22 protein-coding genes are annotated in these 20,226 nt (G+C 70.1%); 13 read left to right on the plus strand and 9 right to left on the minus strand.

Annotated elements, in window-relative coordinates; translation table 11 throughout:
• The first annotated feature begins 79 nt into the window (after positions 1-79).
• On the plus strand, positions 80-511 hold the full coding sequence (locus Aph01nite_RS04885; RefSeq protein WP_204039515.1) for a hypothetical protein: 432 nt from the start codon (positions 80-82) through the stop codon (positions 509-511).
• Between the two features lie 52 nt (positions 512-563).
• Here Aph01nite_RS04885 and Aph01nite_RS04890 read toward each other — a convergent pair whose 3' ends face one another.
• The 4 genes from Aph01nite_RS04890 to Aph01nite_RS04905 all read right to left on the minus strand — a co-directional run bounded on the left by Aph01nite_RS04890 (position 564) and on the right by Aph01nite_RS04905 (position 2,398).
• Positions 564-1,145 (minus strand): maleylpyruvate isomerase family mycothiol-dependent enzyme, encoded by a 582-nt coding sequence (locus Aph01nite_RS04890; protein ID WP_204039516.1) that lies wholly within the window; start codon positions 1,143-1,145, stop codon positions 564-566.
• Entirely contained in the window at positions 1,132-1,608 is a 477-nt protein-coding gene (locus Aph01nite_RS04895; protein WP_204039517.1) for an SRPBCC family protein, read from the minus strand. The genes Aph01nite_RS04890 and Aph01nite_RS04895 overlap by 14 nt, the downstream gene beginning before the upstream one ends.
• Complete coding sequence (locus tag Aph01nite_RS04900; protein ID WP_204039518.1) at positions 1,580-1,936, minus strand: metalloregulator ArsR/SmtB family transcription factor; 357 nt, start codon at positions 1,934-1,936, stop codon at positions 1,580-1,582. Before Aph01nite_RS04900 ends, Aph01nite_RS04895 begins: the two co-directional genes overlap by 29 nt.
• A 267-nt stretch (positions 1,937-2,203) precedes the next feature.
• Positions 2,204-2,398: an SDR family oxidoreductase gene (locus Aph01nite_RS04905; RefSeq protein ID WP_275418529.1), complete on the minus strand. Its 195-nt coding sequence runs from the start codon at positions 2,396-2,398 to the stop codon at positions 2,204-2,206.
• A gap of 8 nt (positions 2,399-2,406) precedes the next feature.
• Here Aph01nite_RS04905 and Aph01nite_RS04910 point away from each other — a divergent pair, with 8 nt between their 5' ends.
• From Aph01nite_RS04910 to Aph01nite_RS04925, 4 genes are all read left to right on the plus strand, one after another.
• Positions 2,407-2,631, plus strand: coding sequence for a hypothetical protein (locus Aph01nite_RS04910; protein WP_204039519.1), 225 nt, complete (start codon positions 2,407-2,409; stop codon positions 2,629-2,631).
• Positions 2,632-2,733: 102 nt separating this feature from the next.
• Complete coding sequence (locus tag Aph01nite_RS04915; RefSeq protein ID WP_204039520.1) at positions 2,734-3,684, plus strand: helix-turn-helix domain-containing protein; 951 nt, start codon at positions 2,734-2,736, stop codon at positions 3,682-3,684.
• 54 nt (positions 3,685-3,738) lie between these two features.
• Positions 3,739-4,125 (plus strand): YybH family protein, encoded by a 387-nt coding sequence (locus Aph01nite_RS04920; RefSeq protein WP_204039521.1) that lies wholly within the window; start codon positions 3,739-3,741, stop codon positions 4,123-4,125.
• Positions 4,122-5,984 carry an amidohydrolase gene (locus Aph01nite_RS04925; protein ID WP_204039522.1) on the plus strand — a complete coding sequence of 621 codons (1,863 nt, stop codon included), beginning with the start codon at positions 4,122-4,124 and terminating at the stop codon, positions 5,982-5,984. The genes Aph01nite_RS04920 and Aph01nite_RS04925 overlap by 4 nt, the downstream gene beginning before the upstream one ends.
• Before the next feature lie 27 nt (positions 5,985-6,011).
• Here Aph01nite_RS04925 and Aph01nite_RS04930 read toward each other — a convergent pair whose 3' ends face one another.
• Positions 6,012-7,502, minus strand: coding sequence for a serine hydrolase domain-containing protein (locus Aph01nite_RS04930; RefSeq protein WP_204039523.1), 1,491 nt, complete (start codon positions 7,500-7,502; stop codon positions 6,012-6,014).
• A gap of 247 nt (positions 7,503-7,749) precedes the next feature.
• Here Aph01nite_RS04930 and Aph01nite_RS04935 point away from each other — a divergent pair, with 247 nt between their 5' ends.
• The gene (locus Aph01nite_RS04935; protein WP_204039544.1) at positions 7,750-8,946 is read left to right on the plus strand and encodes a cytochrome P450; all 1,197 of its coding nucleotides are present in this window, start codon (positions 7,750-7,752) and stop codon (positions 8,944-8,946) included.
• Between the two features lie 145 nt (positions 8,947-9,091).
• Positions 9,092-12,238: an AfsR/SARP family transcriptional regulator gene (locus tag Aph01nite_RS04940; protein ID WP_239161398.1), complete on the plus strand. Its 3,147-nt coding sequence runs from the start codon at positions 9,092-9,094 to the stop codon at positions 12,236-12,238.
• Here the strand turns inward: Aph01nite_RS04940 and Aph01nite_RS04945 are convergent.
• The 3 genes from Aph01nite_RS04945 to Aph01nite_RS04955 form a co-directional block, all read right to left on the minus strand.
• Positions 12,222-12,944, minus strand: a complete 723-nt coding sequence (locus tag Aph01nite_RS04945) for an ABC transporter permease (RefSeq protein ID WP_204039524.1) — start codon at positions 12,942-12,944, stop codon at positions 12,222-12,224. The two genes, Aph01nite_RS04940 and Aph01nite_RS04945, sit on opposite strands and share 17 nt — an antisense overlap.
• A 35-nt stretch (positions 12,945-12,979) precedes the next feature.
• Positions 12,980-13,924 carry an ATP-binding cassette domain-containing protein gene (locus tag Aph01nite_RS04950; RefSeq protein WP_204039525.1) on the minus strand — a complete coding sequence of 315 codons (945 nt, stop codon included), beginning with the start codon at positions 13,922-13,924 and terminating at the stop codon, positions 12,980-12,982.
• A gap of 162 nt (positions 13,925-14,086) precedes the next feature.
• Entirely contained in the window at positions 14,087-14,539 is a 453-nt protein-coding gene (locus tag Aph01nite_RS04955) for a MarR family winged helix-turn-helix transcriptional regulator (protein WP_204039526.1), read from the minus strand.
• Between the two features lie 63 nt (positions 14,540-14,602).
• Between Aph01nite_RS04955 and Aph01nite_RS04960 the strand changes: the two genes are divergently transcribed.
• The 3 genes from Aph01nite_RS04960 (at position 14,603) to Aph01nite_RS04970 (ending at position 16,527) form a co-directional block, all read left to right on the plus strand.
• A complete protein-coding gene (locus Aph01nite_RS04960; RefSeq protein ID WP_204039527.1) occupies positions 14,603-14,890 on the plus strand; it encodes an antibiotic biosynthesis monooxygenase in 288 nt (95 codons plus the stop codon).
• Positions 14,887-15,723 (plus strand): NAD(P)H-binding protein, encoded by an 837-nt coding sequence (locus tag Aph01nite_RS04965; RefSeq protein WP_204039528.1) that lies wholly within the window; start codon positions 14,887-14,889, stop codon positions 15,721-15,723. Before Aph01nite_RS04960 ends, Aph01nite_RS04965 begins: the two co-directional genes overlap by 4 nt.
• A gap of 159 nt (positions 15,724-15,882) precedes the next feature.
• Positions 15,883-16,527, plus strand: a complete 645-nt coding sequence (locus tag Aph01nite_RS04970; protein ID WP_204039546.1) for a DNA alkylation repair protein — start codon at positions 15,883-15,885, stop codon at positions 16,525-16,527.
• A 218-nt stretch (positions 16,528-16,745) separates the two neighbouring features.
• On the opposite strand, the gene Aph01nite_RS04975 is transcribed toward Aph01nite_RS04970, so the two are convergent.
• Positions 16,746-17,522, minus strand: coding sequence for an SDR family NAD(P)-dependent oxidoreductase (locus Aph01nite_RS04975; RefSeq protein WP_204039529.1), 777 nt, complete (start codon positions 17,520-17,522; stop codon positions 16,746-16,748).
• Positions 17,523-17,657: 135 nt separating this feature from the next.
• Here Aph01nite_RS04975 and Aph01nite_RS04980 point away from each other — a divergent pair, with 135 nt between their 5' ends.
• The 3 genes from Aph01nite_RS04980 to Aph01nite_RS04990 all read left to right on the plus strand — a co-directional run bounded on the left by Aph01nite_RS04980 (position 17,658) and on the right by Aph01nite_RS04990 (position 20,131).
• Positions 17,658-18,500, plus strand: coding sequence for a helix-turn-helix domain-containing protein (locus Aph01nite_RS04980; RefSeq protein ID WP_204039530.1), 843 nt, complete (start codon positions 17,658-17,660; stop codon positions 18,498-18,500).
• A 301-nt stretch (positions 18,501-18,801) separates the two neighbouring features.
• The gene (locus Aph01nite_RS04985; RefSeq protein ID WP_239161400.1) at positions 18,802-19,533 is read left to right on the plus strand and encodes a DsbA family protein; all 732 of its coding nucleotides are present in this window, start codon (positions 18,802-18,804) and stop codon (positions 19,531-19,533) included.
• 4 nt (positions 19,534-19,537) lie between these two features.
• Positions 19,538-20,131: a vitamin K epoxide reductase family protein gene (locus Aph01nite_RS04990; RefSeq protein ID WP_239161401.1), complete on the plus strand. Its 594-nt coding sequence runs from the start codon at positions 19,538-19,540 to the stop codon at positions 20,129-20,131.
• The last annotated feature ends 95 nt before the right edge of the window (positions 20,132-20,226 follow it).

A 20,226-nucleotide genomic window follows, 5' to 3' on the forward strand; every position in this document is an offset into this window, starting at 1 on the left:
TAGACGGGACGCTTGAGCATCTTTCGCTCCGGCCGACCGTCGCGCATGAGGTGCGTGATGACGGTCTATTGTCGCGTAGATGAGCCGGGGCGCTGTCGCTGAGATCGACGACCGTAGGGCGGCCGCCTTGCTGCTGTCGATGGCGCTGATGGAGATCCGTTACCTCTCCAGATCCGCCCGGCGTGAGAACGGGGAGGCCTCGCCGGGCGACGATCTGGAGCGCATCTGGTTCCTGGCTGACCTCTGCCACAACCTGCCCGGGGTCGCTCAACCGCCCACCCGCAGGAACAGGCCACTGGGTAGCCGGGAACGGGCGATGGCGGAGCGGCCGATGAGCTGGACCTGGAACACCGCCGGTCGGGAGGGACGTGCCTGGATCACGGCGCAACTCGACCAGGTCGGTCACTCGTGGACCCCACCGCCCCCGCTCCCGGACGCGCGTACAGGCCCGCCTGAACGGACATTGTGGCAACGACTCGGCCTGTGGCGTCGGGACCGCGAGATCGACTGAGAGGGTGGCCGCCGGAATGGGGCCCAGGTTGGTGGGTGAGCGTTGGCGGTGGTCACCGGGGGGTGGGTGGGGACCAGAAGGGGTTTCGGCCGATGAAGCCCAGGAGTTGGGTCTGGGTGTCGGCGGTGGCGGGGACCTCGACGCGGGGGCCGTACTGGCCGGAGGAGCGGAGGAGGGGTTCTATCTGCTGCATTCCGGCGAGGAGGTGGGCGCAGAAGTCGGGGTCCAGTCGGTCGTTCTGGGCGGTTGCCCGGGAGAGGTCCCAGGTGTGCATGAAGACGTCGGCGGTGTAGAACTGGTCGATCGCGGTCGCCAGGGGCAGGGTGCCGGTGTGAGGGTTGGCGAGTTTGCGGTGTGTTGTCTCGGGATCGTCCAGAAGGGCTTGGACGGCGTCGCAGTGGATCTGCCAGGCGGCGACCGGGTCCTCGTCCACTGACGGTCCGCGGGGCAGGTCGATGTCGGCGCCGGAGGCGAGGAAGCCGGGGAGCCATTCGGTCAGGTGGCGTACGACGTCGCGGGCGGTCCAGGCCGGGACGGGGGAGGGCACGTCCCAGGACCGGGTGGCGCGGACTCGGTCCGTGAACAGGCCGGCGATCTGGCGGTGCCGCTCGGCGGGGAGGTCAGAGAGTGCCATCGGTGCACATCCTTTCCAGCTTGGCGTATCCCTCGTTCACGCCGATCTCCATGCCGCTGCGCAGCCACGCGTCCCGGCCTTCGAAGGTGTCGACCAGTGACTGCGTCCGCAGACGCGTACGGCCGTCGCCGAGGTCTTCGAACCACAGGGTCTCCAGGGCGACTCCGTCGGGATCGCCCTCGAAGGTGAAGGTCTGCACGATTCGGTCCGGGCCTATCTCGTGGAAGCAGCCGCGGAAGCCGTACTCGGCGCCGTCGTGGGCGGAGACGTAGCGCCAGCTGCCGCCGGTGCGGGCGTCCCAGTGCTCGATCCGGGTGGCCGTGGCGTCGGGGCCCACCCACTGGGCGAACAGCGCCGGGTCGGTGTGGGCGCGGAACAGCTGCTCGGGTGTCGCCGCGAAGTCACGGGTCATCCGGATGATCGGAAGCTTCGGGTCAGCTTCGATGCGTGTTTCTTTGGTCATGTTCGTTCTCCTTCATCGTGGACAGGACGGCGTCGAGCCGGCGGTTGCGCTGCTCGACGCGGTCCCGGTGGCGCTCGATCCAGATGTCCATCAGGTCCAGGGCCTGGACCTCCAGACGGACGGACCGCGGCTGCGGCCCCGGCGGCCGGCTGACGAGCCCGGCCTCCTCAAGCACCCGCAGATGCTTGTAGATCGCCTGCAGCGTCATCTGGTACGGCTCCGCCAGCTGGCTCACGGTCGCGTCGCCCTCGGAGAGCCGGGCCACGATGTCGCGCCTGGTCGGATCCGCGAGAGCGGCGAAGACTCGGGACAGTTCATCCGTGGCCATCGCCTCAACTTTCAACTTATCGGTTGAAAGAACCGTAGACCGCGGGCGGCCCATCCGTCAACCCTTCGGTTGAAAGCGCTTTTCAGGAGCCCTTCGCAGAGTCAGGAGAGATGGGACAGGGCCTCTTCGCCGGACAGGCAGCCCGCGGTGGCCAGTGCCAGGTTGGCCAGGGAGGCGCGGTGTCGCCTCCGCCGGCGAGATCTTCGACGCTCCCGGCTTCCTCCGCGCAATGTCCTCTCACATCTCCGTGGAACCGGAGAAGGAGTGTCAGGCGTTGAAGCCGCCGTCGACGTCCAGCGTGGCGCCGGTCACGAAGCTGGCCTCGGGCCCGGCGAGGAACGCGATGGCGGCGGCCATCTCCTCGGGCCGGCCGTACCGTCCCAGGGCGTTCATCGAACGCTGCACGTCGGCGAACGGCCCCGAATCCGGGTTCATGTCGGTGTTGATCGAACTGGTCTGCACCGCGTAGCGTGCGAGGTGTCCTGTCCCTCGTGGAGGACGGCTTCCTGCAAGGCCTGCGAGCGGCGGCCCGGCAGGGCGAACTCTCCTCCGCGCTCGACCTCCCCGCCGCCGCGGCGATGCTCACCATGCTCCTCGAAGGACTCCAGGTGATCGTGAAAGCCGACTCCGACCCCCGCCGCCTCATCGCCGCTGTGGACACCGCCCTGCTCTCTCTCGCGTCGGTACGCGACTGACCTCTGGTAATCGTCGTCCTGCCTTCAACCCGGGCTCACCCGTCACCTGACCGGCATCTCGCCTGAAACGGGGACGAAACGCACGCGCAGTAGCCTCCGGGAATGGCGGTGATCATCGCGGAGAGCGCCGAGGAGTGGGAGCGGATGGCGCGGACCGCGTTCGCCCCCTTCGAGGTGCGGGCGAGCGCGGCGGGGTTCCGGGCGTCCGTCGACGCCGTACCGCTCGGGTCGGGGGTGAGCGCCGCACACATCGCGGCGCGGCCGAGCCGGATGCTCCGCACCGAACGCCTCGCCCGCGACGACGCGGAGCCGGTCCTCTTCGTCACCCTGCAACGAAGCGGCGCGTTCCACGTGGCGCAGAGCGACCGGGCCGCCAGCCCCCGCGCGGGCGAACTGGTCCTGTACGACGCCCGCCGCCCGTTCACGCTGGAATGCGCGACCGCCACCGACTGTGTCACGGTACGAATCCCAGCCGACCGGCTCCGCCATCAGGGCCGGACGCTCGAACCCGTGCTCGCCGCCGCCATCAGCCAGCGCGTCGCGTCGGCGCACATGCTCGCCGCGTTCCTGAACGAGACGCTCTGGGTGACCGACGACATGGGCCGGGGGGAGCGTCTGGCGATGGGATCCCTCGTGCTGGACCTCGTCGACACGGTGATCGGGGCCGTCCTCGACCTCTCCCCACGGCCGTCGCCGCCCCACGTGCTCCGTCAGGCGATGCTCACCCACGTCCACGACCGCCTGACCGACCCCGGCCTGACCCCGGCGACACTGGCCGAGCGTTTCGCCGTATCGGTCAGGTATGTCGCGGCCGTCTTCGCGCAGGCCGGGCTGCCCTCTCCTGCGGCGTACATCCGGAACGCCCGGCTGAGCCACGCGTTGAAGACCCTCGCGACTACGGATCGCGGCATCGCCGGGACCGCCTACGCCTCCGGGTTCTCCGACGTCGCGACCTTCACCCGCGCGTTCAAGCGCCGGTACGGGCTGACGCCCCGCGACTGGCGTGCGGCCCGAGTTCCGGAATCGTCGCAACCGCGTGCGGACATCGTCTGAAGGGTCGCGTACGCGGCGGCTTACGGTCTCCTCAACCGACCGAGAGGACCCCCGATGACCATCCCGATCGCGCACTCGGCCCAGGAGTTGGGCGAGCACTTCGTGCGCCTGTTCCGCGACGGCGACACCGACACGCTGGCCGAACTCTACGAGGACGACGCGCTCTTCGCGCCGGCGCCGGGCCAGGAGGCCCGTGGCCGTACCGAGATCGCCGCCGCGCTGCGGGCGCTGCGCGCGGCCGGCGCGACGATCGAACTGAAGCTCGCCCGGATCCACGAGGTCGGCGACATCGCCGTCTACTCCAACATCGCCACCGTGGGCGGGGTCAACCCCGACGGCTCCGACCTCGTCGCGCCGACCATCGAGGTCGCCCGGCGGCAGCCCGACGGCACGTGGCGTTATGTCGTCGACGACCCGGCGTTCCTGTCCTTCCTCGCATGAGCGCCGCACTCCACCAGACGGACGCCTGCGCGTGTACGGCCGATCCCGAACAGTTCCTCACCATGCTGGCCGAGTACGACCGGGCGCGCGGCGGCTCCACCGATCCCCGCCCGTTGACCCACCCGCTGCTGTGGACGTGCTCCGCGCGGGCGACGCATGCGGTCGTGTTGGACGTGGTGTCCGGATCGGAATCGGCGGAGGACGAGACGCGGGCCGCGATCACCGCCGCCGTGGCCAATGATCTCCGCCGCTCCGCCAACCCGTCCCGAGACGTCCCGGCCCCCGGCGACGGGGTCACGATCATCGCCAACGCCCGGGTGTTCACCGCCGACCCGGCCCTCCCTTGGGCCGGGGCCCTGGCCTTCCGGGGCGAGAGGATCGTCGGCGTCGGAACCGAGGCGGAGGTCCGTGACCGCTTCCCGGACGCGCACCTGATCGACGTCGGCGGACGGCTGGTCGTCCCGGGACTGAACGACGCGCACCTGCACCACACCCCCGACCCTGTCGGCGTACGCCTGTCCACCGACGCGCAGGTGGCGCAGGCCCTCGATCCGTCGCTCGACGACCTGGACGACGCCATCGCCGCAGCCCGGGCCGGGACCACCGCCCCCACCTGGCTTCTCGGAACGCTGGGCCTGACCCTGAGCGCCGAACCACGACTCGACCGCGACCACCTCGACCGGGTCGCCGGTGACTGGCCCGTCGCCCTGCTCGGGATGACGAACCACCTGAACGTCTTCAATTCGGCCGCGCTGGCGGCGCTCGGCATCGACGAGTCCGTACCCGACGTGCTGGGCGGTTTCTGGGAGCGTGACGACTCCGGCCGGCTGAACGGGCGCGTGATCGAGTACGCGCAGTGGCGTCCGCAACGCACTCTCGCCGCGATGACCACGATCGAGGAGGGAGCGGCCGCCGTCCGCGCCTTCTCCGACGACTGCCTGCGTTACGGGATCACGACGGTGCAGAACATGTCCTGGACGCCGCCCGAGCGCTACCTGGAGATGGTCGCCGCCGCGGCGGTGCCCCTGCGCATCCGCGTCATCGACTTCCCCGCGGCCAACCCCGACTCCCGCGACCGCATCCCGTCCATCGCCGACCGGGCCGCGCTCGCTCGCGCGGCCGGCCCGCGCGCCACCCGGTCAGGACGGAAGTGGATCATCGACGGCACACCGCTGGAGCTGACCGCCGACTTCGGCCACCCCTACCCGGGACGTGACGTCAGCGGCTTCCAGAACTTCCCCGCGGCCGAAGTCGACGAGATGCTCCGGGAGAGCGTCGTGGCCGACGATCAGGTCCTGCTGCACGCGGTCGGCACCGAGACGGTCCGCACCGTCATCGGCGCCCTGGAACGCACCGGCGGCCAGGTCGACTGGGCGGCGCGCCGGATGCGCGTCGAGCACGGCGACGGCGCGTTACCCGAGGACATCCACGCCCTGAGCCGCCTCGGGGCCATGGTCGTCGCGAACCCGTCCCACTTCCTGGTGACGGCCATCTACACCGACCTGATCGGCACCGGGCACCGGATCTCGCCGCTGCGCTCGCTGGTCGAGGCGGGCGTGCCGGTCGGGATCGGCTCCGACGGGCCGCTCAACCCGTACCTGTCGATGTTCGGTGCCCTCGTGCATCCGACCAGGATGAGCGAGGCCGTACGGATGGAGGACGCCCTGCGCGCCTACACGACGGGCGGGGCGCGGGCCGAAGGCACCGATCACGAGAAGGGCGTCATCGCGGAGGGGTACCTGGCCGACATCGCGGTCCTGAGCCAGGACGTCTTCCAGGTGACCGGGCCGGCGTTGATGGACACGGAAAGCGTCCTGACGATCATCGGCGGCCAGGTCGCCTGGACGACGCTGCCGTGAAGGTTCCCTCCGCGAGGGCACGGATGGTCAGGTGAGGGGTCGGATCAGGCGTTCGTTGATGGGTTCGACCAGGACCCGCCGGTTGGTGAGGATGACCCAGGTCTGGCCGGTGCCCGGCCGGATGACCAGGGACGCGGAGAAGCCGGGGCCGGCGCCGGGATGCCCGGCGACGTCCTTGGGAGGCACGAGCATCCAGCCGAGACCCGCCGCGCCCCCGGGGAACTCGGCCTGCGGTTGAAGCGCCTCGCGGGCGAGCGCGCCGGGCAGCAGCGAGGACCAGCCCAGGCCGAATCGGACGAGATCGGCCGCCGCGGTCCACAGACCGCCCGACGCGGGCGCGACGGAGAGCCGCGCCGGTGCGCGTTCGAACACTCCCTCGTCGGTGAGGTGGTGGCCCATGACCACCCTGCTGACCGGACGGCCGCGCGGGAACCACGAGGCCGTCATCCCGAGCGGCCGGAGCACCATGCTGGTGGCCGCGTCCTCGTACCGCGTACCGGTGACGTCGGCGATCAGCTGTCCGAGCATGGCGTACTCGCCGTAGCCGTACCCGAACGTGCCACGCCGGCCGTTGCACGACGCGGCCGGACCGGTGACCGAGACCAGCTCGGGCACGCGACCGGCGAACATCGACGCGGGGCTGTCGACGCCGCCGGCATGGGACAGGAGGTGCCGCACGGTGACGTCGTCGTCGGCCAGCCTGATGGTGCGCAGGTACGCGTTCGCGGGCGCGTCGAGCCGTACGAGCCCGTCCGCGACCAGCCGCAGGACGGCGGTCGCCGTGACCAGCTGAGTGATCGAGTACGCCGGAAACCGGTGATCGGGCAGCAGCACGTCCCCCTGGTCGAGGTCCGCCCAGCCCCGCGCGGTCACCCACACCGAGCCGTCACCGTTCCCGCCCGCCAGCATGAGCCCGACGAGACCCAGCTCGGCGAACGACTCCGCGGCCACCGAGTCCGCCTCCGCCGGCACCACACCGGAGGCACGCGTCTCCGGCGCCTCCAGGCGGGGATCCGCGACCTTCGTCTCCAGCGGATAGAACCGCAGCTCCCTCAGCCGGTACGGCGGCTCGCCCCCGGTCGCCGCCTCGACCCGCAGGCCGGCCACCCGCGCCCGCAGCCGCCGCGGCTCGGCCCGTACGTCGACGAGGTCCTCGCGCAGCTGCCCGGCCACCGAGCCGAGCAGGCCGGACAGCCGGCCCGGTGGGAGAAGGCTCAGGTAGTCGTCGTCGAAGTGCCCGCGCAGTTCCTCCTCGTCTGGCGGAGTCCATCCGGGGGTGTCGGCCGCCGCGAAGCGGGACATCACCCACCGCACCTGCGTGAGGGCATGGCTGGCCGGGCCCGCGGCCTCGATCTGTTCCTTGAGCGCGGTCCAGCTGGGCAGCCCGTGCTCGCGGGCGATGGCCAGCTGGGCCAGCTGAAGTGTGGCGAACTCCCCGGCGGAGAGGCGGCGTTTCGCCTCCAGCTTCAGGTAGCGGAGACTCGGCCGGTCGGGAAGCGCGCGTGACTGATCGGACAAGGCAGTCCTTTCCTCGGCGCCCGGGGTCCGCGACATCGGGCGGGAAAGACCTGCCGTGGTCTACTTCGCTGACCGGTGAGCTTGCAGCTCTGCCCGCGGACCCAGAGGCGGCCGGAAACCGCCAAGCACGACCGTACCCCGCCACCCCCACTCCCCGCGAACCGGTTTCCGCGAGGTCGTGTCAGCGGCCGCGTCAGGGTGGCGACGGTCCGGTGTCAGAGCGGTCGGCGATCGTGATTTCATGACCATGGAACACACCGTCACCGCGATGCCGGCCGCGCGTCAGCCCGGCTGCCCCTTCGACCCGCCGGCGGAGCTGATCGACGCCCGCCGGCACGGCCCCATCAGCCGCTACCCCTTCCCCGGCGGACATCCCGGCTGGCTGGTCACCGGGTACGACCTGGTCAAGGCGGTGCTGGCCGATTCGCGGTTCAGCTCGCGCAAGGAGCTGATGCGCCACCCGTCCATCGACCTCGCCGGTTTCGAGATCCCTCCGGCGCCGCCCGGCGAGTTCCTTCTCATGGACGAGCCGCAGCACAGTCGCTATCGGAAACCGCTGGTGGGGAAGTTCACCGCACGGCGGATGCGGCTGCTCACCGAGCGCATCGAGCAGATCACCGCCGACCACCTGGACGCCATGGCGAAGGCCGGTCCTCCGGCGGACCTGGTGACCGCGTTCGCCAAGCCCATCCCCGCCATCGTGATCTGTGAGCTGCTGGGGGTGCCGTACGAGGACCGGGGTTCCTTCCAGGAGCAGATCGAGACGTTCCTCAGCGGGGAGGCGAGCGACGAGGACCAGATCGCGGCCTACACCGCGACCCAGCACTACCTGGCCGAACTGGTGGCCACCAAGCGCGCCGACCCCACCGACGACGTGCTCAGCGACCTCACGGACAGCGATCTGACCGATGAGGAGCTCAAGGGGATGAGCCTGATTCTGCTGGCGGCCGGGTTCGACACCACAGCGAACACGCTGGCGCTGGGCACCTTCGCGCTGCTGCGCAACCCGGCGCAGCTGGCCGCGCTGCGCGCCGATCCCGCGCTGGCCGACCAGGCCGTGGAGGAGCTGCTGCGGTATCTGAGCGTCGCCAAGACCTTCATGAGGACGGCGCTGGAGGACGTCGAGCTGGGCGGCACGATCATTGAGGCCGGTTCGACGGTCATCCTGTCCTACCACACCGCCAACCGCGACCCGGAGCGCTTCTCCGACCCTCACGTGCTCGACATCCGGAGGCAGGACGGCGGGCATCTGGCCTTCGGCCACGGTATCCACCAGTGCCTGGGCCAGCAGCTGGCCCGGGTCGAGATGCGGGTCGCGTTCCCGGCGCTGGTCAGGCGTTTTCCGACGCTGCGCCTGGCCGTACCGGCGGACGAGGTCGCTCTGCGCCCGGAGACGGCGGACGTGTTCGGGGTGAAGAGCCTCCCGGTCGCCTGGGACGCGTGACCCAGGTCGCGACATATCGCGATTCGGCGTAGCATTTCGGAACGTGACCGATGATCCCACCACAGCAGGACTCACCAGCGCCGATAAGGGTGGGCGCGCGGTGGCGGTTGGTCGGTTGTCGCCGCGGTTCGGCACAATTGCCGATGTGCGAGTCGGATTGCTTGGGCCGTTCGAGGTCAGGAACCACGATGGGGCCGTGGTGGAGGTGCCCGGGGTCCGGCTGCGCGCACTGCTGGCCGCGCTCGCCCTGGAACCCGGCAGGATCGTCACGCGTACGCGGCTGGTGGACTGGATCTGGGGGGAACGGCCGCCCGCCGACGAAGTGAACGCCTTGCAGGCGCTGGTGTCCAGGCTGCGCCGGGTGCTGCCGGACGGTGTGATCGAGGCGGATTCCGGCGGATACCGGCTGGCCGTGGCTCCCGACGCCGTGGACGCGAGCCGGTTCGAGCATCTGGTCGGCCAGGCCCGCGCCGCCGAACCGGCCGCGCGGGCGGATCTGCTCCGCTCGGCCCTGGCCCTGTGGCGCGGTACGGCCATGGCCGACATCGCCCTGCGGGACAGCGACGTGTTCGACGCCGCGGTCACCCGCCTGGACGAACTGTACGTCTCCGCGCTCGGGGACCGGGTCGACGCGGATGTCCGCCTCGGCCGTGGCTCGGAGCTGGTCTCCGAACTGACCGGTTTGGTCGCCACGTACCCGCTGCGTGAAGGCTTCGTCGCCGCCCTGATGCGCGCCCTCGCCGAGGCGGGGCGGGGCAACGAGGCGCTGACCGTGTACCAGCGGACGCGCGAACGGCTCGCCGAGGAACTGGGCGCCGACCCGTCGGCGGAACTCTCCGCCCTGCACACCGCGCTGCTCCGGGGCGAACTGGGCGAACGCGCCGAGAACACCAGGACGAACCTCCGCGCCGAGCTGACGAGCTTCGTCGGCAAGGCCGACGACGTCGCCGCCGTCGCCGCTCTGGCCGTCAGGCACCGGCTGGTCACCTTGACGGGGCCGGGCGGCTCCGGCAAGACCAGACTGGCCACGGAGACCGCCCGCACGATGCTCGCCGAACTGCCGGACGGGGCGTGGCTGGTCGAACTCGCCTCGGTACGGGCAGGCGGCGACCTGGCGCAGGCCGCCCTCACCGCGATCGGCCTGCGTGACCAGGCCCTGCTCGGGGGCGCGCGGGGCGGCGAACCGATGGATCGGCTCGTCGCCGCCGTCAGGGAACGCACGATCCTGCTGGTCCTGGACAACTGCGAGCACGTGATCGAGGCGGCCGCCGAGTTCGCGGACCGGCTCCTGGGCGAATGCCGCAGGCTGCGCGTCCTGGCCACGAGCAGGGAACCGCTCGGCATCACCGGGGAGGTGCTGTGGCAGGTCGAGCCGCTCGCGCTGCCCGCGAAGGGAGCGGACCCCGCCGACGTCGGATCCTCGCCCGCGGTACGGCTGCTGCGGGACCGCGCGGATCTGGTACGCAAGGACATCGGCTCCGACGCGCACATCCTGGCGGCCATGGAGCGGATCTGCCGCGCGCTCGACGGGATCCCGCTGGCGATCGAACTGGCCGCGGCCCGGCTGCGCACCATGTCCGTCGACCAGCTGGCGCACCGGCTCGATGACCGGTTCCGCCTGCTGACCGGCGGCAGCCGTACGGCGCTGGCCCGGCACAGGACGCTGCGCGCGGTCGTGGACTGGAGCTGGGACCTGCTCACCGAGACCGAACGCGGCGTGCTGCGGCGGCTCTCGGTGTTCTCCGGCGGGGCCAGCCTGGAAGCGGCCGAACGGGTCTGCGGGGACGGGGTTGTCGCGGGGGAGCAGGTGTTCGACGTGCTCACCGCGTTGATCGAGAAGTCGCTGCTGCTCGCCGACGGCGAGGGCACGCCCCGCTACCGCATGCTCGACACCATCAGGGAGTACGCGGCGCAGCGGCTCGCCGAAGCCGGGGAGACCGAGCCGGCGCGCCGGGCGCACCTCGCCTACTTCACCGAGCTGGCCGAGACGGCCGATCCGTGCCTGCGCCGCGCCGAGCAGCTGGAGTGGCTGTCCACGCTCGGGGCCGAGCACGACAACATCATGGTGGCCCTGCGCGGGGCGATCGCCGAGGGCTGGGCCGAGGAGGCGATGCGCCTGGTCGGGGCCGTGGGCTGGTACTGGTTCCTCAGCGGGCGCCGGGCCGAGGGCACCGACCTGAGCATCGCGGCGGCGTCGCTGCCCGGCGAGGTGTCGGGTGAGGTGCGGGCGATGGCGTACGCGATCGTGACGGTCTTCGTGTCCTCCGGTCCCGGCGGCGATCAGTACCGGGCGCAGAAGTGGATCCGCGAGGCGTACCGGCTCACCCAGCACAGCGGGTATCGGAACCCGCTGCTCGGGTTCGTCGCTCCGCTGGAGCGGATGCTGCGGGAGCCGACCGACTTCCTGCCCGCGTTCGACCCGCTCATCGCCGGCGACGATCCCTGGGTGCGCGCGCAGGCCAGGCTCAGCCGCGGCCGCTTCCGGCTCACGCTCGGCGGCGACGAGACCGACGTGGACGCCGACATCGAGATCGCCCTCGCCGAGTTCCGCACGCTGGGCGACCGGTGGGGGATCTCGCTGGCGCTGGCCTCCCTGGCCGATCGGCTCGCCGCGCGCGGTGAGTTCGCCCGCGCGTGCGAGCACTGCGAAGAGGCGGTCACGGCGCTGACCGAGGTGGGCGCGACCGAGGACGTGGTCGTCCTGCGGGCGCGGCAGGCCCAGCTGTACTGGCTGCTCGGCGACGAGCGATCGAGCGGGTCCGCCATGGCGGAGGCGCAGCGGTACGCGGGCGGGATCGCCTCGCCGGACGTGCTCGCCGAACTCGCGCTGTCCAAGGCGCAGCTGGCGCGCTGGCGCGGCGAACCGGACCAGGCGCGCGAGCACCTGGCCACGGTGCGGGAGACGATGCCGGTCAACGCGGAAATCGCCCACTTCGTCCGTGCCAAGACCATGGACCTGTACGGCTACCTCACCGACGACCTGGAACAGGCCCGCGCGCACCGCACCGAGGCGCTCCACGCGGTCATGGAGCACGCGTATCCACCGGCGATCGCCGACGTGCTGATCGGGATCGCCGATCTCGCGCTACGCCAGGGGCAGTACGAGCAGGCCGTGCGACTGCTCGCGGCCAGCGACGGCGTACGCGGCACCCAGGATCGTTCCCAGCCGGACGCGTCCAGGATCGCCGCCGACACGAAGGATCGCCTCGGTGAAACGGTGTTCACCGAGGCGATCCGAGCCGGCCGGGAGCGGGACTGGCGCGAGCTGGCCGAGATCACGCTCGCTTCGTGAACGACCTGCGCGCCCACAGGTAGCCGATCAGGGAGAGCCCGACGCACCAGGCGATCGCCGTGACGGCCGAACCCGCCGACGGCGCGCCGGTCAGCAGCCCGCGCAGGGCTTCGATGATCGAGGTGAACGGCTGGTACTCCGCGAACTGCCGCGCCCCCGGCCCCATCTTGTCGGCCGGGACGAACGCGCTGCTCAAGAAGGGAAGGAGCATCAGCGGGACGGCGGCGAAACCCGCGTTCTCCGGCGTCTTCGCCGCGAGACCGGACGCGACGGTCAGCCAGGCGATCGCCAACGCCGTCAGCACGATGATGCCGATCGCGCCGAGCCACTGCGCGAAACTCGCCGACGGCCGGAATCCCATCAGGAACGCGACCCCGATGACGATCGCGATGGCCACCAGACTGCGCAACACCGTCGCGATCACGTGCGCGTTCAACACCGCCGCCCGCGACACGTGCATGACGCGAAGCCGGTTGATGAACCCGGTCGCCATGTCGGAACTCACCGCGACCGCGGTGGGGCCGACCCCGTAGCAGATGGTCGTCAGGAGCAGCCCCGGCGTCGCGTAATCGGCGTAGTTGACGCCGACGCTGAACGCGCCACCGAGGACATACACCATCAGGAACATCAGGAAGATCGGCATGAACACGCCGTTGAACAGCGCCAGCGGATTCCTCGTCGTGTGCCGGAAGTTACGCCGCAACATGGTCGCGGAATCCGTCAGAGAAGCAGAGATGGCATTCATCGTGCGCTGACCTCCTTGTTGCCGTGACCGGTGAGAGCGAGGAAGACGTCATCCAGATCCGGGGTGTGCACCGACAGTTCCTCGACGTCGATGGAATGCGCGTCGAGCCGATCCAGCAGCGCGCGCAGCGACCGCACCCCGCCGTCGCCGGGAACACGCAAGGTCAGCTCCTCGTCGTCCCTGGTGGACTCGGCCAGGACCCGTGCCGCCACGTCGAGTTCGGGCCGCCCGGCGAACCGCAGCCGCACATGGCTGCCGGGAACCCGCCGCTTGAGCTCGTCGGCGGTCCCCTCGGCGACCAGCCGCCCCTGATCGAGTACGGCGATGCGGTCGGCCAGTTCGTCGGCCTCCTCCAGATACTGGGTGGTGAGGAAGATCGTCATACCGCCGGCGACCAGCTCCCGGATGATCTCCCACATGATGCGGCGGCTACGCGGATCGAGCCCCGTCGTCGGCTCGTCCAGGAAAATGATCTTCGGCTGGCCGACCAGGGTCATGGCGAGGTCCAGCTTGCGGCGCATGCCGCCGGAGTAGGACGACGCCAGCTTGCCCGCCGCTTCCCCCAGGTCGAACCGGGCGAGCAGCCGGGCGGCGATCCGTCTGCCCTCCGCCTTGGGCAGGTGCAGGAGATCCGCCATCATCAGCAGGTTCTCCTCGCCGGTGAGCAGGTCGTCCACCGAGGCGAACTGCCCGGTGACCCCGATCGCCGCGCGTACCGCCTTGGTCTCCGTGGTCACGTCGTGCCCGGCGACGACCACCTTGCCGGCGTCCGGCGCCAGCAGCGTGGTCAGCACGTTCACCGTCGTCGTCTTGCCGGCGCCGTTGGGCCCGAGCAGGGCGAAGATCGTGCCCGTCCGCACGTCCAGGTCGATGCCGTCCAGCACGATCTTGTCTTTGTACGCCTTCCGCAGCCCCGAGGCCGCGATCGCTGATCCGTTCATGGCATTCACGATCGCGGAGCGCTCTGATATCGGGCCGTCGCCGTGCTGACGCGGCCGCTGACACGGATCAGAGGGGGAGAGTGCCCAGGTCCACGGCGTTGGCCATGCTTGATCACGCTCGGACGGTACGCGACGGTCATGTTGAACACCGTCCGTCTTGCGTTATTGCGTCCTGGTCTGGCGTTCGGCGACCAGCTTGAAGACCCGCTTGAACTCCGCGTACGCCTCCTCGCCCGCCACCCGCGCGTGCTCCGCCTCGATCTCCACGAGGACGGCGTCCGACTTCACCATGTGATCGAGGCCCAGTTCGGTGGGCACGATCAGCTTGGCCCTGCGGTCGGCGGGATCCGGCTGCCGTTCCACGTACCCGAGCGCCACTAACTCGTCCACCAGGGTGCCGATCACCTGCTTGTGCTGGCCCGACTGCGCGGCCAGGTCGGAGGCCCGGCTGCCCTCCACGTCCAGGTAGGCCAGCACGGCCCCGTGCCTCGGCCTGACCTGGGGATGCCCCATCTCGGCCAGCCGGGAGAACAGCTCCTTCTGCAGGCTGAACAGCGTCCGGCTGGACAGGATCCCCAGGTCGGGCACCTGCCGCTTGCGCTCGCTCCTCCGCACCGTACGCCTCCGATTTAGTCACTAATTTTGACCATCACTGATTCTTACTATATCGTCGTCGGTGTGACTACGACAGTGGAAATCACCAGATTCCGTGTGTCTCCCGAGCGCACGACGGACCTCTTGGCCGCCCGTGGCGGGATGATCGCGGACTTCCAGGCCGACCGGGAGGGCTTCCTGGGCGCCAAGCTGGTCCAGCTGTCCGACGGCGAATGGCTGGACATCGTGGAGTGGCGCTCGTCGGCCGACTACGCGGCATCCCGCACCAAGGGCGGCAATCTGCCCAGAATCCAAGCCTTCTTCGCCCTGATCGATGAACTCGTCTCCATGGAAGAGGGCACACTGCGATGACCATCCTGATCACCGGTGCCAACGGCACCGTCTCCAAAGAGGTCCTGCGCTCGCTGGAGGGCACGGCCGACCTGCGAGTGCTGGTCCGCGACCGGGCCAAGGCGCCGTCCGGTGCCGAGGTGGCGGTCGGCGACCTCCACCATCCGGAGACGCTGGACCAGGCGTTCAAGGGCGTGGACGCGGTGTGGCTGCTGAACGCCATGGGCCCGGACTCCGCGCACGCCAGCAGCAACGCGCTCTGGGCGGCCAAGAAGGCGGGTGTGCGGCACATCGTCCGCATGTCGGCCATCGGCGCGGGGCACGACGCACCGACCCGCAACGGCCGGCTGCACGTGCTGTCGGACCTGGAGCTCGCGGGCTCGGGCCTCGGCTGGACCGTCATCCGGCCGGCGAACTTCATGCAGAACATTCTCGGCTCGGTCAACGGCGACACCTTCTACGGCGCTCCGGGCGAGGGCCGGATCGGCATGATCGACGTCCGCGACATCGCCGACTTCGCGGCCCTCGTCCTCCGCGACCCCACGCCCCACCAGGGCGAGATCTACACGCTCACGGGCCCGGAAAGAATCCGGCTCCGCGACATGACGGACACCCTTTCCGAGGTGTACGGCAGGCCGCTCACCTACCAGCCGATCAGCCCGGACGACGCGTACCCCATGCTGCTGGAGGCCGGACTGAAGGAGTGGGACGCGGCCGTCACCAAGGAGTACATGACCGCCTACGACGCGGGCTGGGGCGACTACACCACGCCCACGTACACCGACGTGACCGGCCGTCCGGGCAGGACGTTCGCCCAGTTCGCCCGCGACTACGCGGACCAGATCGGCGGATGAGGTCACGGCGGGCGCGCGGGGGCGCCGTCATCGAGAGCGATGTTCGCTCCGTTCCCGCGCCGCCGGCCGTACGGACAGGAGACGGACTTCCGTCGTAGGCTGCATCTCGCACGTGAGGGACGGGAGTCTGAGGTGGCCGAGACGACGCTGACCGAGGTGATGGCCGAGCTGGCCGAGCTCGAGGATCCGAAGGCACGCGAGGTGAACGAGAGACACGGTGACGATCACGGTGTGAATCTCAGCCACCTGCGCGCGCTCGCGAAGCGGTTGAAGACGCAGCAGGAACTCGCGTACCGGCTCTGGGAGACGGATGACACGGCGGCGAAACTCCTGGCGATCCTGATCTGCCGTCCGAAGGCGTTCAAGCGTGACGAGCTGGACGGCATGCTGCGCGAGTCGCGTACGCCCAAGGTGCACGACTGGCTCGTGAACTACGTGGTCAAGAAGAACCCGCACGCCGAGGAGCTGCGCCCGGCGTGGTCGGCCGATCCGGATCCCGTGGTCGCGAGTGCGGGCTGGGCGCTGACCACCGAACGCGTGGCGAAGAGGCCCGAGGGCCTCGACCTCGAAGGACTGCTCGACGTCATCGAGGCGGAGATGAAGGACGCCCCGCAACGCCTGCAGTGGGCGATGAACCACTGCCTGGCTCAGATCGGCATCGAGCACGCCGAACACCGCTCCCGGGCGCTCGACATCGGTGAGCGCCTGGAGGTGCTCAAGGACTACCCGACCTCCCCGGGCTGCACGTCTCCGTTCGCACCCATCTGGATCAACGAAATGGTCCGGCGGCGGGACGCCGAGTAGGACAATCACGAACGTGCGTTCCCGGTCGCGTGTAATTCGACCGTGAGTGCGATCTTCATCGCCTGCGTCGCGACATCGTCAAGGGCGGTGCCCTCGTTCAGGTGGGAGGTCATGACGTGGCCGAGGCCGAACTCCTCGCCGTGCTGCCGACGTTCCGTTCGGCCACAGCGGCGGAACTGGCAGCGCTCGGCTGATGGCGAGAGGCGTGCTGTTCGCGGTCAGAATCGGAAGCCGCCGCTGGCCTCGATGCGCTGGCCGGTGATCCAGCCGGTGCGGTCGCCGACCAGCGCGGCCACGGCCGGGCCGATGTCCTCGGCGTGGGCGATCCGGCCGAGCGCGGTCATGGCGCTCATGGCCTTCTGGACGTCCTCGTTGGCCCGGATGTAGCCGCCGGCGAAGTCCGTGGCCACGGGGCCGGGAGCGATGGTGTTGACCGTGATGCCGCGCTTGCCCAGCTCGACGGCCCAGTACCGGGTGAGCACCTCGACGGCGCCCTTCATCGAGGCGTACACGGCGTACGGCGCGGTGACGAAGCGGGCCAGCCCGGACGAGAAGTTGACGACGCGCCCGCCGTCGGCCAGCAGCGGCGAGGTGTTCTCCGGGGCGGTGGCCAGGGCCTGGGTCAGCAGGTAGACGCCCTTGTAGTGCACGGTGAACAGCTGGTCGATCGTGTCCTCGTCGGTGGCGCCGAGCGTGGTGTCGCCGGAGGCGCCGGCGTTGTTGATCAGGATGTCGAAGCTGTCGCGTCCCCAGCGGCGGCGCAGGATCTCGCGCAGCGACTCGGTGAACTCCGCGAACGTGTCGATGCGGGCCATGTCGAGCCGGATCGCCTCCGCTGAGCCGCCGAGGGCGATCACGGCTTCGACGACCTGCTTCGCCTCGTCCTCGTGGGACCGGTAGGTGAACACGACGTCGACGCCGTCCGCGGCGAACGCTTCGACTACGGCACGGCCGAGACCGCGGTTCCCACCGGTGACGAGTGCGACCTTGGGCATGGGATGTTCCTCCGTGGATGATTCCGTACGTTCTGATCCGAGGGTGCCGCTGGATGTCACGGTGAGCCAGGGGGCGCTTACCCTGGGGTTGACAACCCCTGTCTCAGACACGACCGGTCACGGATACTCGGAGGCATGGATCTCGACGCCTTGGCCGCCTTCCTGCGCAACAGGCGCGACCGGGTGCGTCCACAGGACGTCGGCATCCCGGCCGGCCCCCGGCGGCGGGTGCCCGGGCTGCGCCGGGACGAGGTCGCCCAGCTGGCCGGCGCGTCCGCCGACTACTACACGCAGCTCGAACGCGGCACCTCGCAGCCGTCCGAGCAGATGCTCGCGGCGCTCTCGCGCGCGCTGCGTCTGACACATGACGAGCGCGACTACCTCTTTCGCCTGGCCGGGCGGCCGCTGCCCTCGCCGACCGGCCTCACCGCGCACGTGCAGCCGGGGATGCTCGGCCTGCTCGACCGGCTGGCGGGCACCCCCGCGATGGTGATCACGGACCTGCACGTCATCCTGGCCCAGAACGCGCTGGCCCGGGCGCTGTTCGGTGCCCCGGTGCAGGGGGGCGGGCCGCGCGCGAGCTTCCTGTACCGGTGGTTCACCGAGCCCGACAGTCGCGGGATCTACCCGCCGGAGGAGCACGAACACCACTCCAAGGCCTTCGTGGCCGATCTCCGCGCCGTCGCGGGTCGTCGCGGCCGGGACGCGGACGTCCGCGGCATCGTCGACAACCTGGTGCGTTACAGCGCGGAGTTCGCCGGGCTGTGGGAGCGGCAGGACGTCGCGGTCCGCCGCGGCGACCGCAAACGCATCGTGCACGCCGAGCTAGGCGTGCTCGACCTGAACTGCCTCACCCTGGTCAGCGAGGACGGCCGGCAGCGGCTGCTCTGGTTCACCGCCGCACCGGGGTCCGCCGCGGTCGAGCAACTGGAGCTCCTGTCCGTCATCGGCCTCCAGGACCTCGACGGCACCGCCTGACCGTCCTCCTGCCGTCAGCCACGCCGTCACGGCACGTCCGGGTCGGAGGCGCGCGTACGCAATGCCGCTCGGAGTGCGGCGGTGACCTCGGGGGAGACCGTACCGACGAAATGGACCACTGCCGCCTGGACGTCACCGCTCGGGGGAGGGCGTCGGTTTATGACGTCCTTACTCGACATGCGGTAGAAATTCACAGAATTTCTACACGACGTAGAAACGATTCCGGTCCCGTAGCGAACGAGCGCTGTCGCACGCGGCGTCACCTGACCAGCGCGAACACGCATTCACGATAAGAGGCGAAATGCCGGACACCCAGGGCCGCGGCCAGACGGCCAAGGCCAAGATCTCCAAGATGCGCGAGCAGGAGCAGCGCGCCCGCAGGCGCAGGAAGAACCTCGCCGTCTCGCTGAGCGTGATCGGCGTGTTCGCGGTCGTCCTGGCCGCCGTGTTCGTCGTCAACCGGGTCTCCGGCTCCCAGCCGGCCGACATCGCGGCCGGCGAGTCCCGTTACGTACGCGCCGACAGCCACAAGTTGTCGGTCGCCGCCGACGGCAAGGTGACGCTGGTGGAGTTCCTCGACTTCGAGTGCGAGGCCTGCCGGGCGTACTTCCCCGTGGTGGAGGACCTGCGCAAGGAGTACGCCGGCAAGGTCACCTTCGTCGCCCGCTACTTCCCGCTGCCCGGCCACTTCAACGGCGAACGCGCCGCCCGCGCGGTCGAGGCCGCCGCCGGGCAGGGCAAGTTCGAGGCGATGTACCAGCGCATGTACGAGACGCAGGACCAGTGGGGCGAGAAGCAGGTCCCGGCCGACGAGGTGTTCCGCGGCTTCGCCCAGGCCCTGGCCCTGGACATGACCGCCTGGGAGAAGGCCTACAACGCCCCCGCGACGCTGGAGCGGATCAACAAGGACGTCGAGGACGGCAAGGCCGTGGGCGTGGCCGGCACGCCGACGTTCTTCCTCAACGGCGAAAAGATCGAACCCCAGTCCGTGGACGACTTCAAGGCGGCCATCGATGCAGCACTCGCCGGCTGAATCCTTGACGGAAGAGGCGGAAGAGGCCGAGGCGGGGGATCCGTTTCCGCGGTTGCTGCCCTGGCTGCTGGCGATCGGCGGACTGGCGGGCCTGGCGGCCGCGTTCACCCTGTCCGTAGAGAAGATCGCCCTGCTGAAGGACCCGGCGTACGTGCCGAGCTGCAGCCTCAACCCCGTCCTGTCCTGCGGTTCGGTGATGAACACCCCGCAGGCCGAGGCGTTCGGCTTCCCCAACCCGCTGCTGGGCGTGGCCGGCTTCGCGATCGTGACCACGGTCGGCGTCGCCCTGCTGGCGGGCGCGGCGCTACCGCGCTGGTTCTGGCTGGGGCTCCAGGCCGGCGTCACGTTCGGCGTCGTGTTCGTGCACTGGCTGATCTACCAGAGCCTTTACGTCATCGGCGCGCTGTGCCCGTACTGCATGGTGGTCTGGGCCGTCACCGTCCCTCTGTTCTGGTACGTCACCCTGCACAATCTCCGCCGGCTGCGAACCGCCCAGAGCGTCATCGAATATCACGCGGTACCGCTCACGCTGTGGTTCCTGGCCGTCATCGCGGCGATCGGGGTGCGGTTCTGGTCCTACTGGAGCACCCTGCTCTGACGCCGGAGTGCCGATTCGCCGACGCTGAACGGCAGGTCGGAATCGGGTCTTGCGGGGACATTCGCCGATCTTTAGTGTGATCGGTCGTCACCATC

Source organism: Acrocarpospora phusangensis (assembly GCF_016862995.1).
GTDB lineage: Bacteria > Actinomycetota > Actinomycetes > Streptosporangiales > Streptosporangiaceae > Acrocarpospora > Acrocarpospora phusangensis.

Excerpts from the sequence above, each read along its gene's own strand:
- Aph01nite_RS04970 (WP_204039546.1), top strand. The coding sequence starts at position 15,883 with ATGGCCGAGCTGGCCGAGCTCGAGGATCCGAAGGCACGCGAGGTGAAC.
- Aph01nite_RS04885 (WP_204039515.1), top strand. The coding sequence starts at position 80 with ATGAGCCGGGGCGCTGTCGCTGAGATCGACGACCGTAGGGCGGCCGCC.
- Aph01nite_RS04925 (WP_204039522.1), top strand. The coding sequence starts at position 4,122 with ATGAGCGCCGCACTCCACCAGACGGACGCCTGCGCGTGTACGGCCGAT.
- Aph01nite_RS04895 (WP_204039517.1), bottom strand. The coding sequence starts at position 1,608 with ATGACCAAAGAAACACGCATCGAAGCTGACCCGAAGCTTCCGATCATC.
- Aph01nite_RS04900 (WP_204039518.1), bottom strand. The coding sequence starts at position 1,936 with ATGGCCACGGATGAACTGTCCCGAGTCTTCGCCGCTCTCGCGGATCCG.
- Aph01nite_RS04950 (WP_204039525.1), bottom strand. The coding sequence starts at position 13,924 with ATGAACGGATCAGCGATCGCGGCCTCGGGGCTGCGGAAGGCGTACAAA.
- Aph01nite_RS04975 (WP_204039529.1), bottom strand. The coding sequence starts at position 17,522 with ATGCCCAAGGTCGCACTCGTCACCGGTGGGAACCGCGGTCTCGGCCGT.
- Aph01nite_RS04915 (WP_204039520.1), top strand. The coding sequence starts at position 2,734 with ATGGCGGTGATCATCGCGGAGAGCGCCGAGGAGTGGGAGCGGATGGCG.
- Aph01nite_RS04935 (WP_204039544.1), top strand. The coding sequence starts at position 7,750 with ATGGAACACACCGTCACCGCGATGCCGGCCGCGCGTCAGCCCGGCTGC.
- Aph01nite_RS04945 (WP_204039524.1), bottom strand. The coding sequence starts at position 12,944 with ATGTTGCGGCGTAACTTCCGGCACACGACGAGGAATCCGCTGGCGCTG.
- Aph01nite_RS04980 (WP_204039530.1), top strand. The coding sequence starts at position 17,658 with ATGGATCTCGACGCCTTGGCCGCCTTCCTGCGCAACAGGCGCGACCGG.
- Aph01nite_RS04985 (WP_239161400.1), top strand. The coding sequence starts at position 18,802 with ATGCCGGACACCCAGGGCCGCGGCCAGACGGCCAAGGCCAAGATCTCC.
- Aph01nite_RS04920 (WP_204039521.1), top strand. The coding sequence starts at position 3,739 with ATGACCATCCCGATCGCGCACTCGGCCCAGGAGTTGGGCGAGCACTTC.
- Aph01nite_RS04890 (WP_204039516.1), bottom strand. The coding sequence starts at position 1,145 with ATGGCACTCTCTGACCTCCCCGCCGAGCGGCACCGCCAGATCGCCGGC.
- Aph01nite_RS04965 (WP_204039528.1), top strand. The coding sequence starts at position 14,887 with ATGACCATCCTGATCACCGGTGCCAACGGCACCGTCTCCAAAGAGGTC.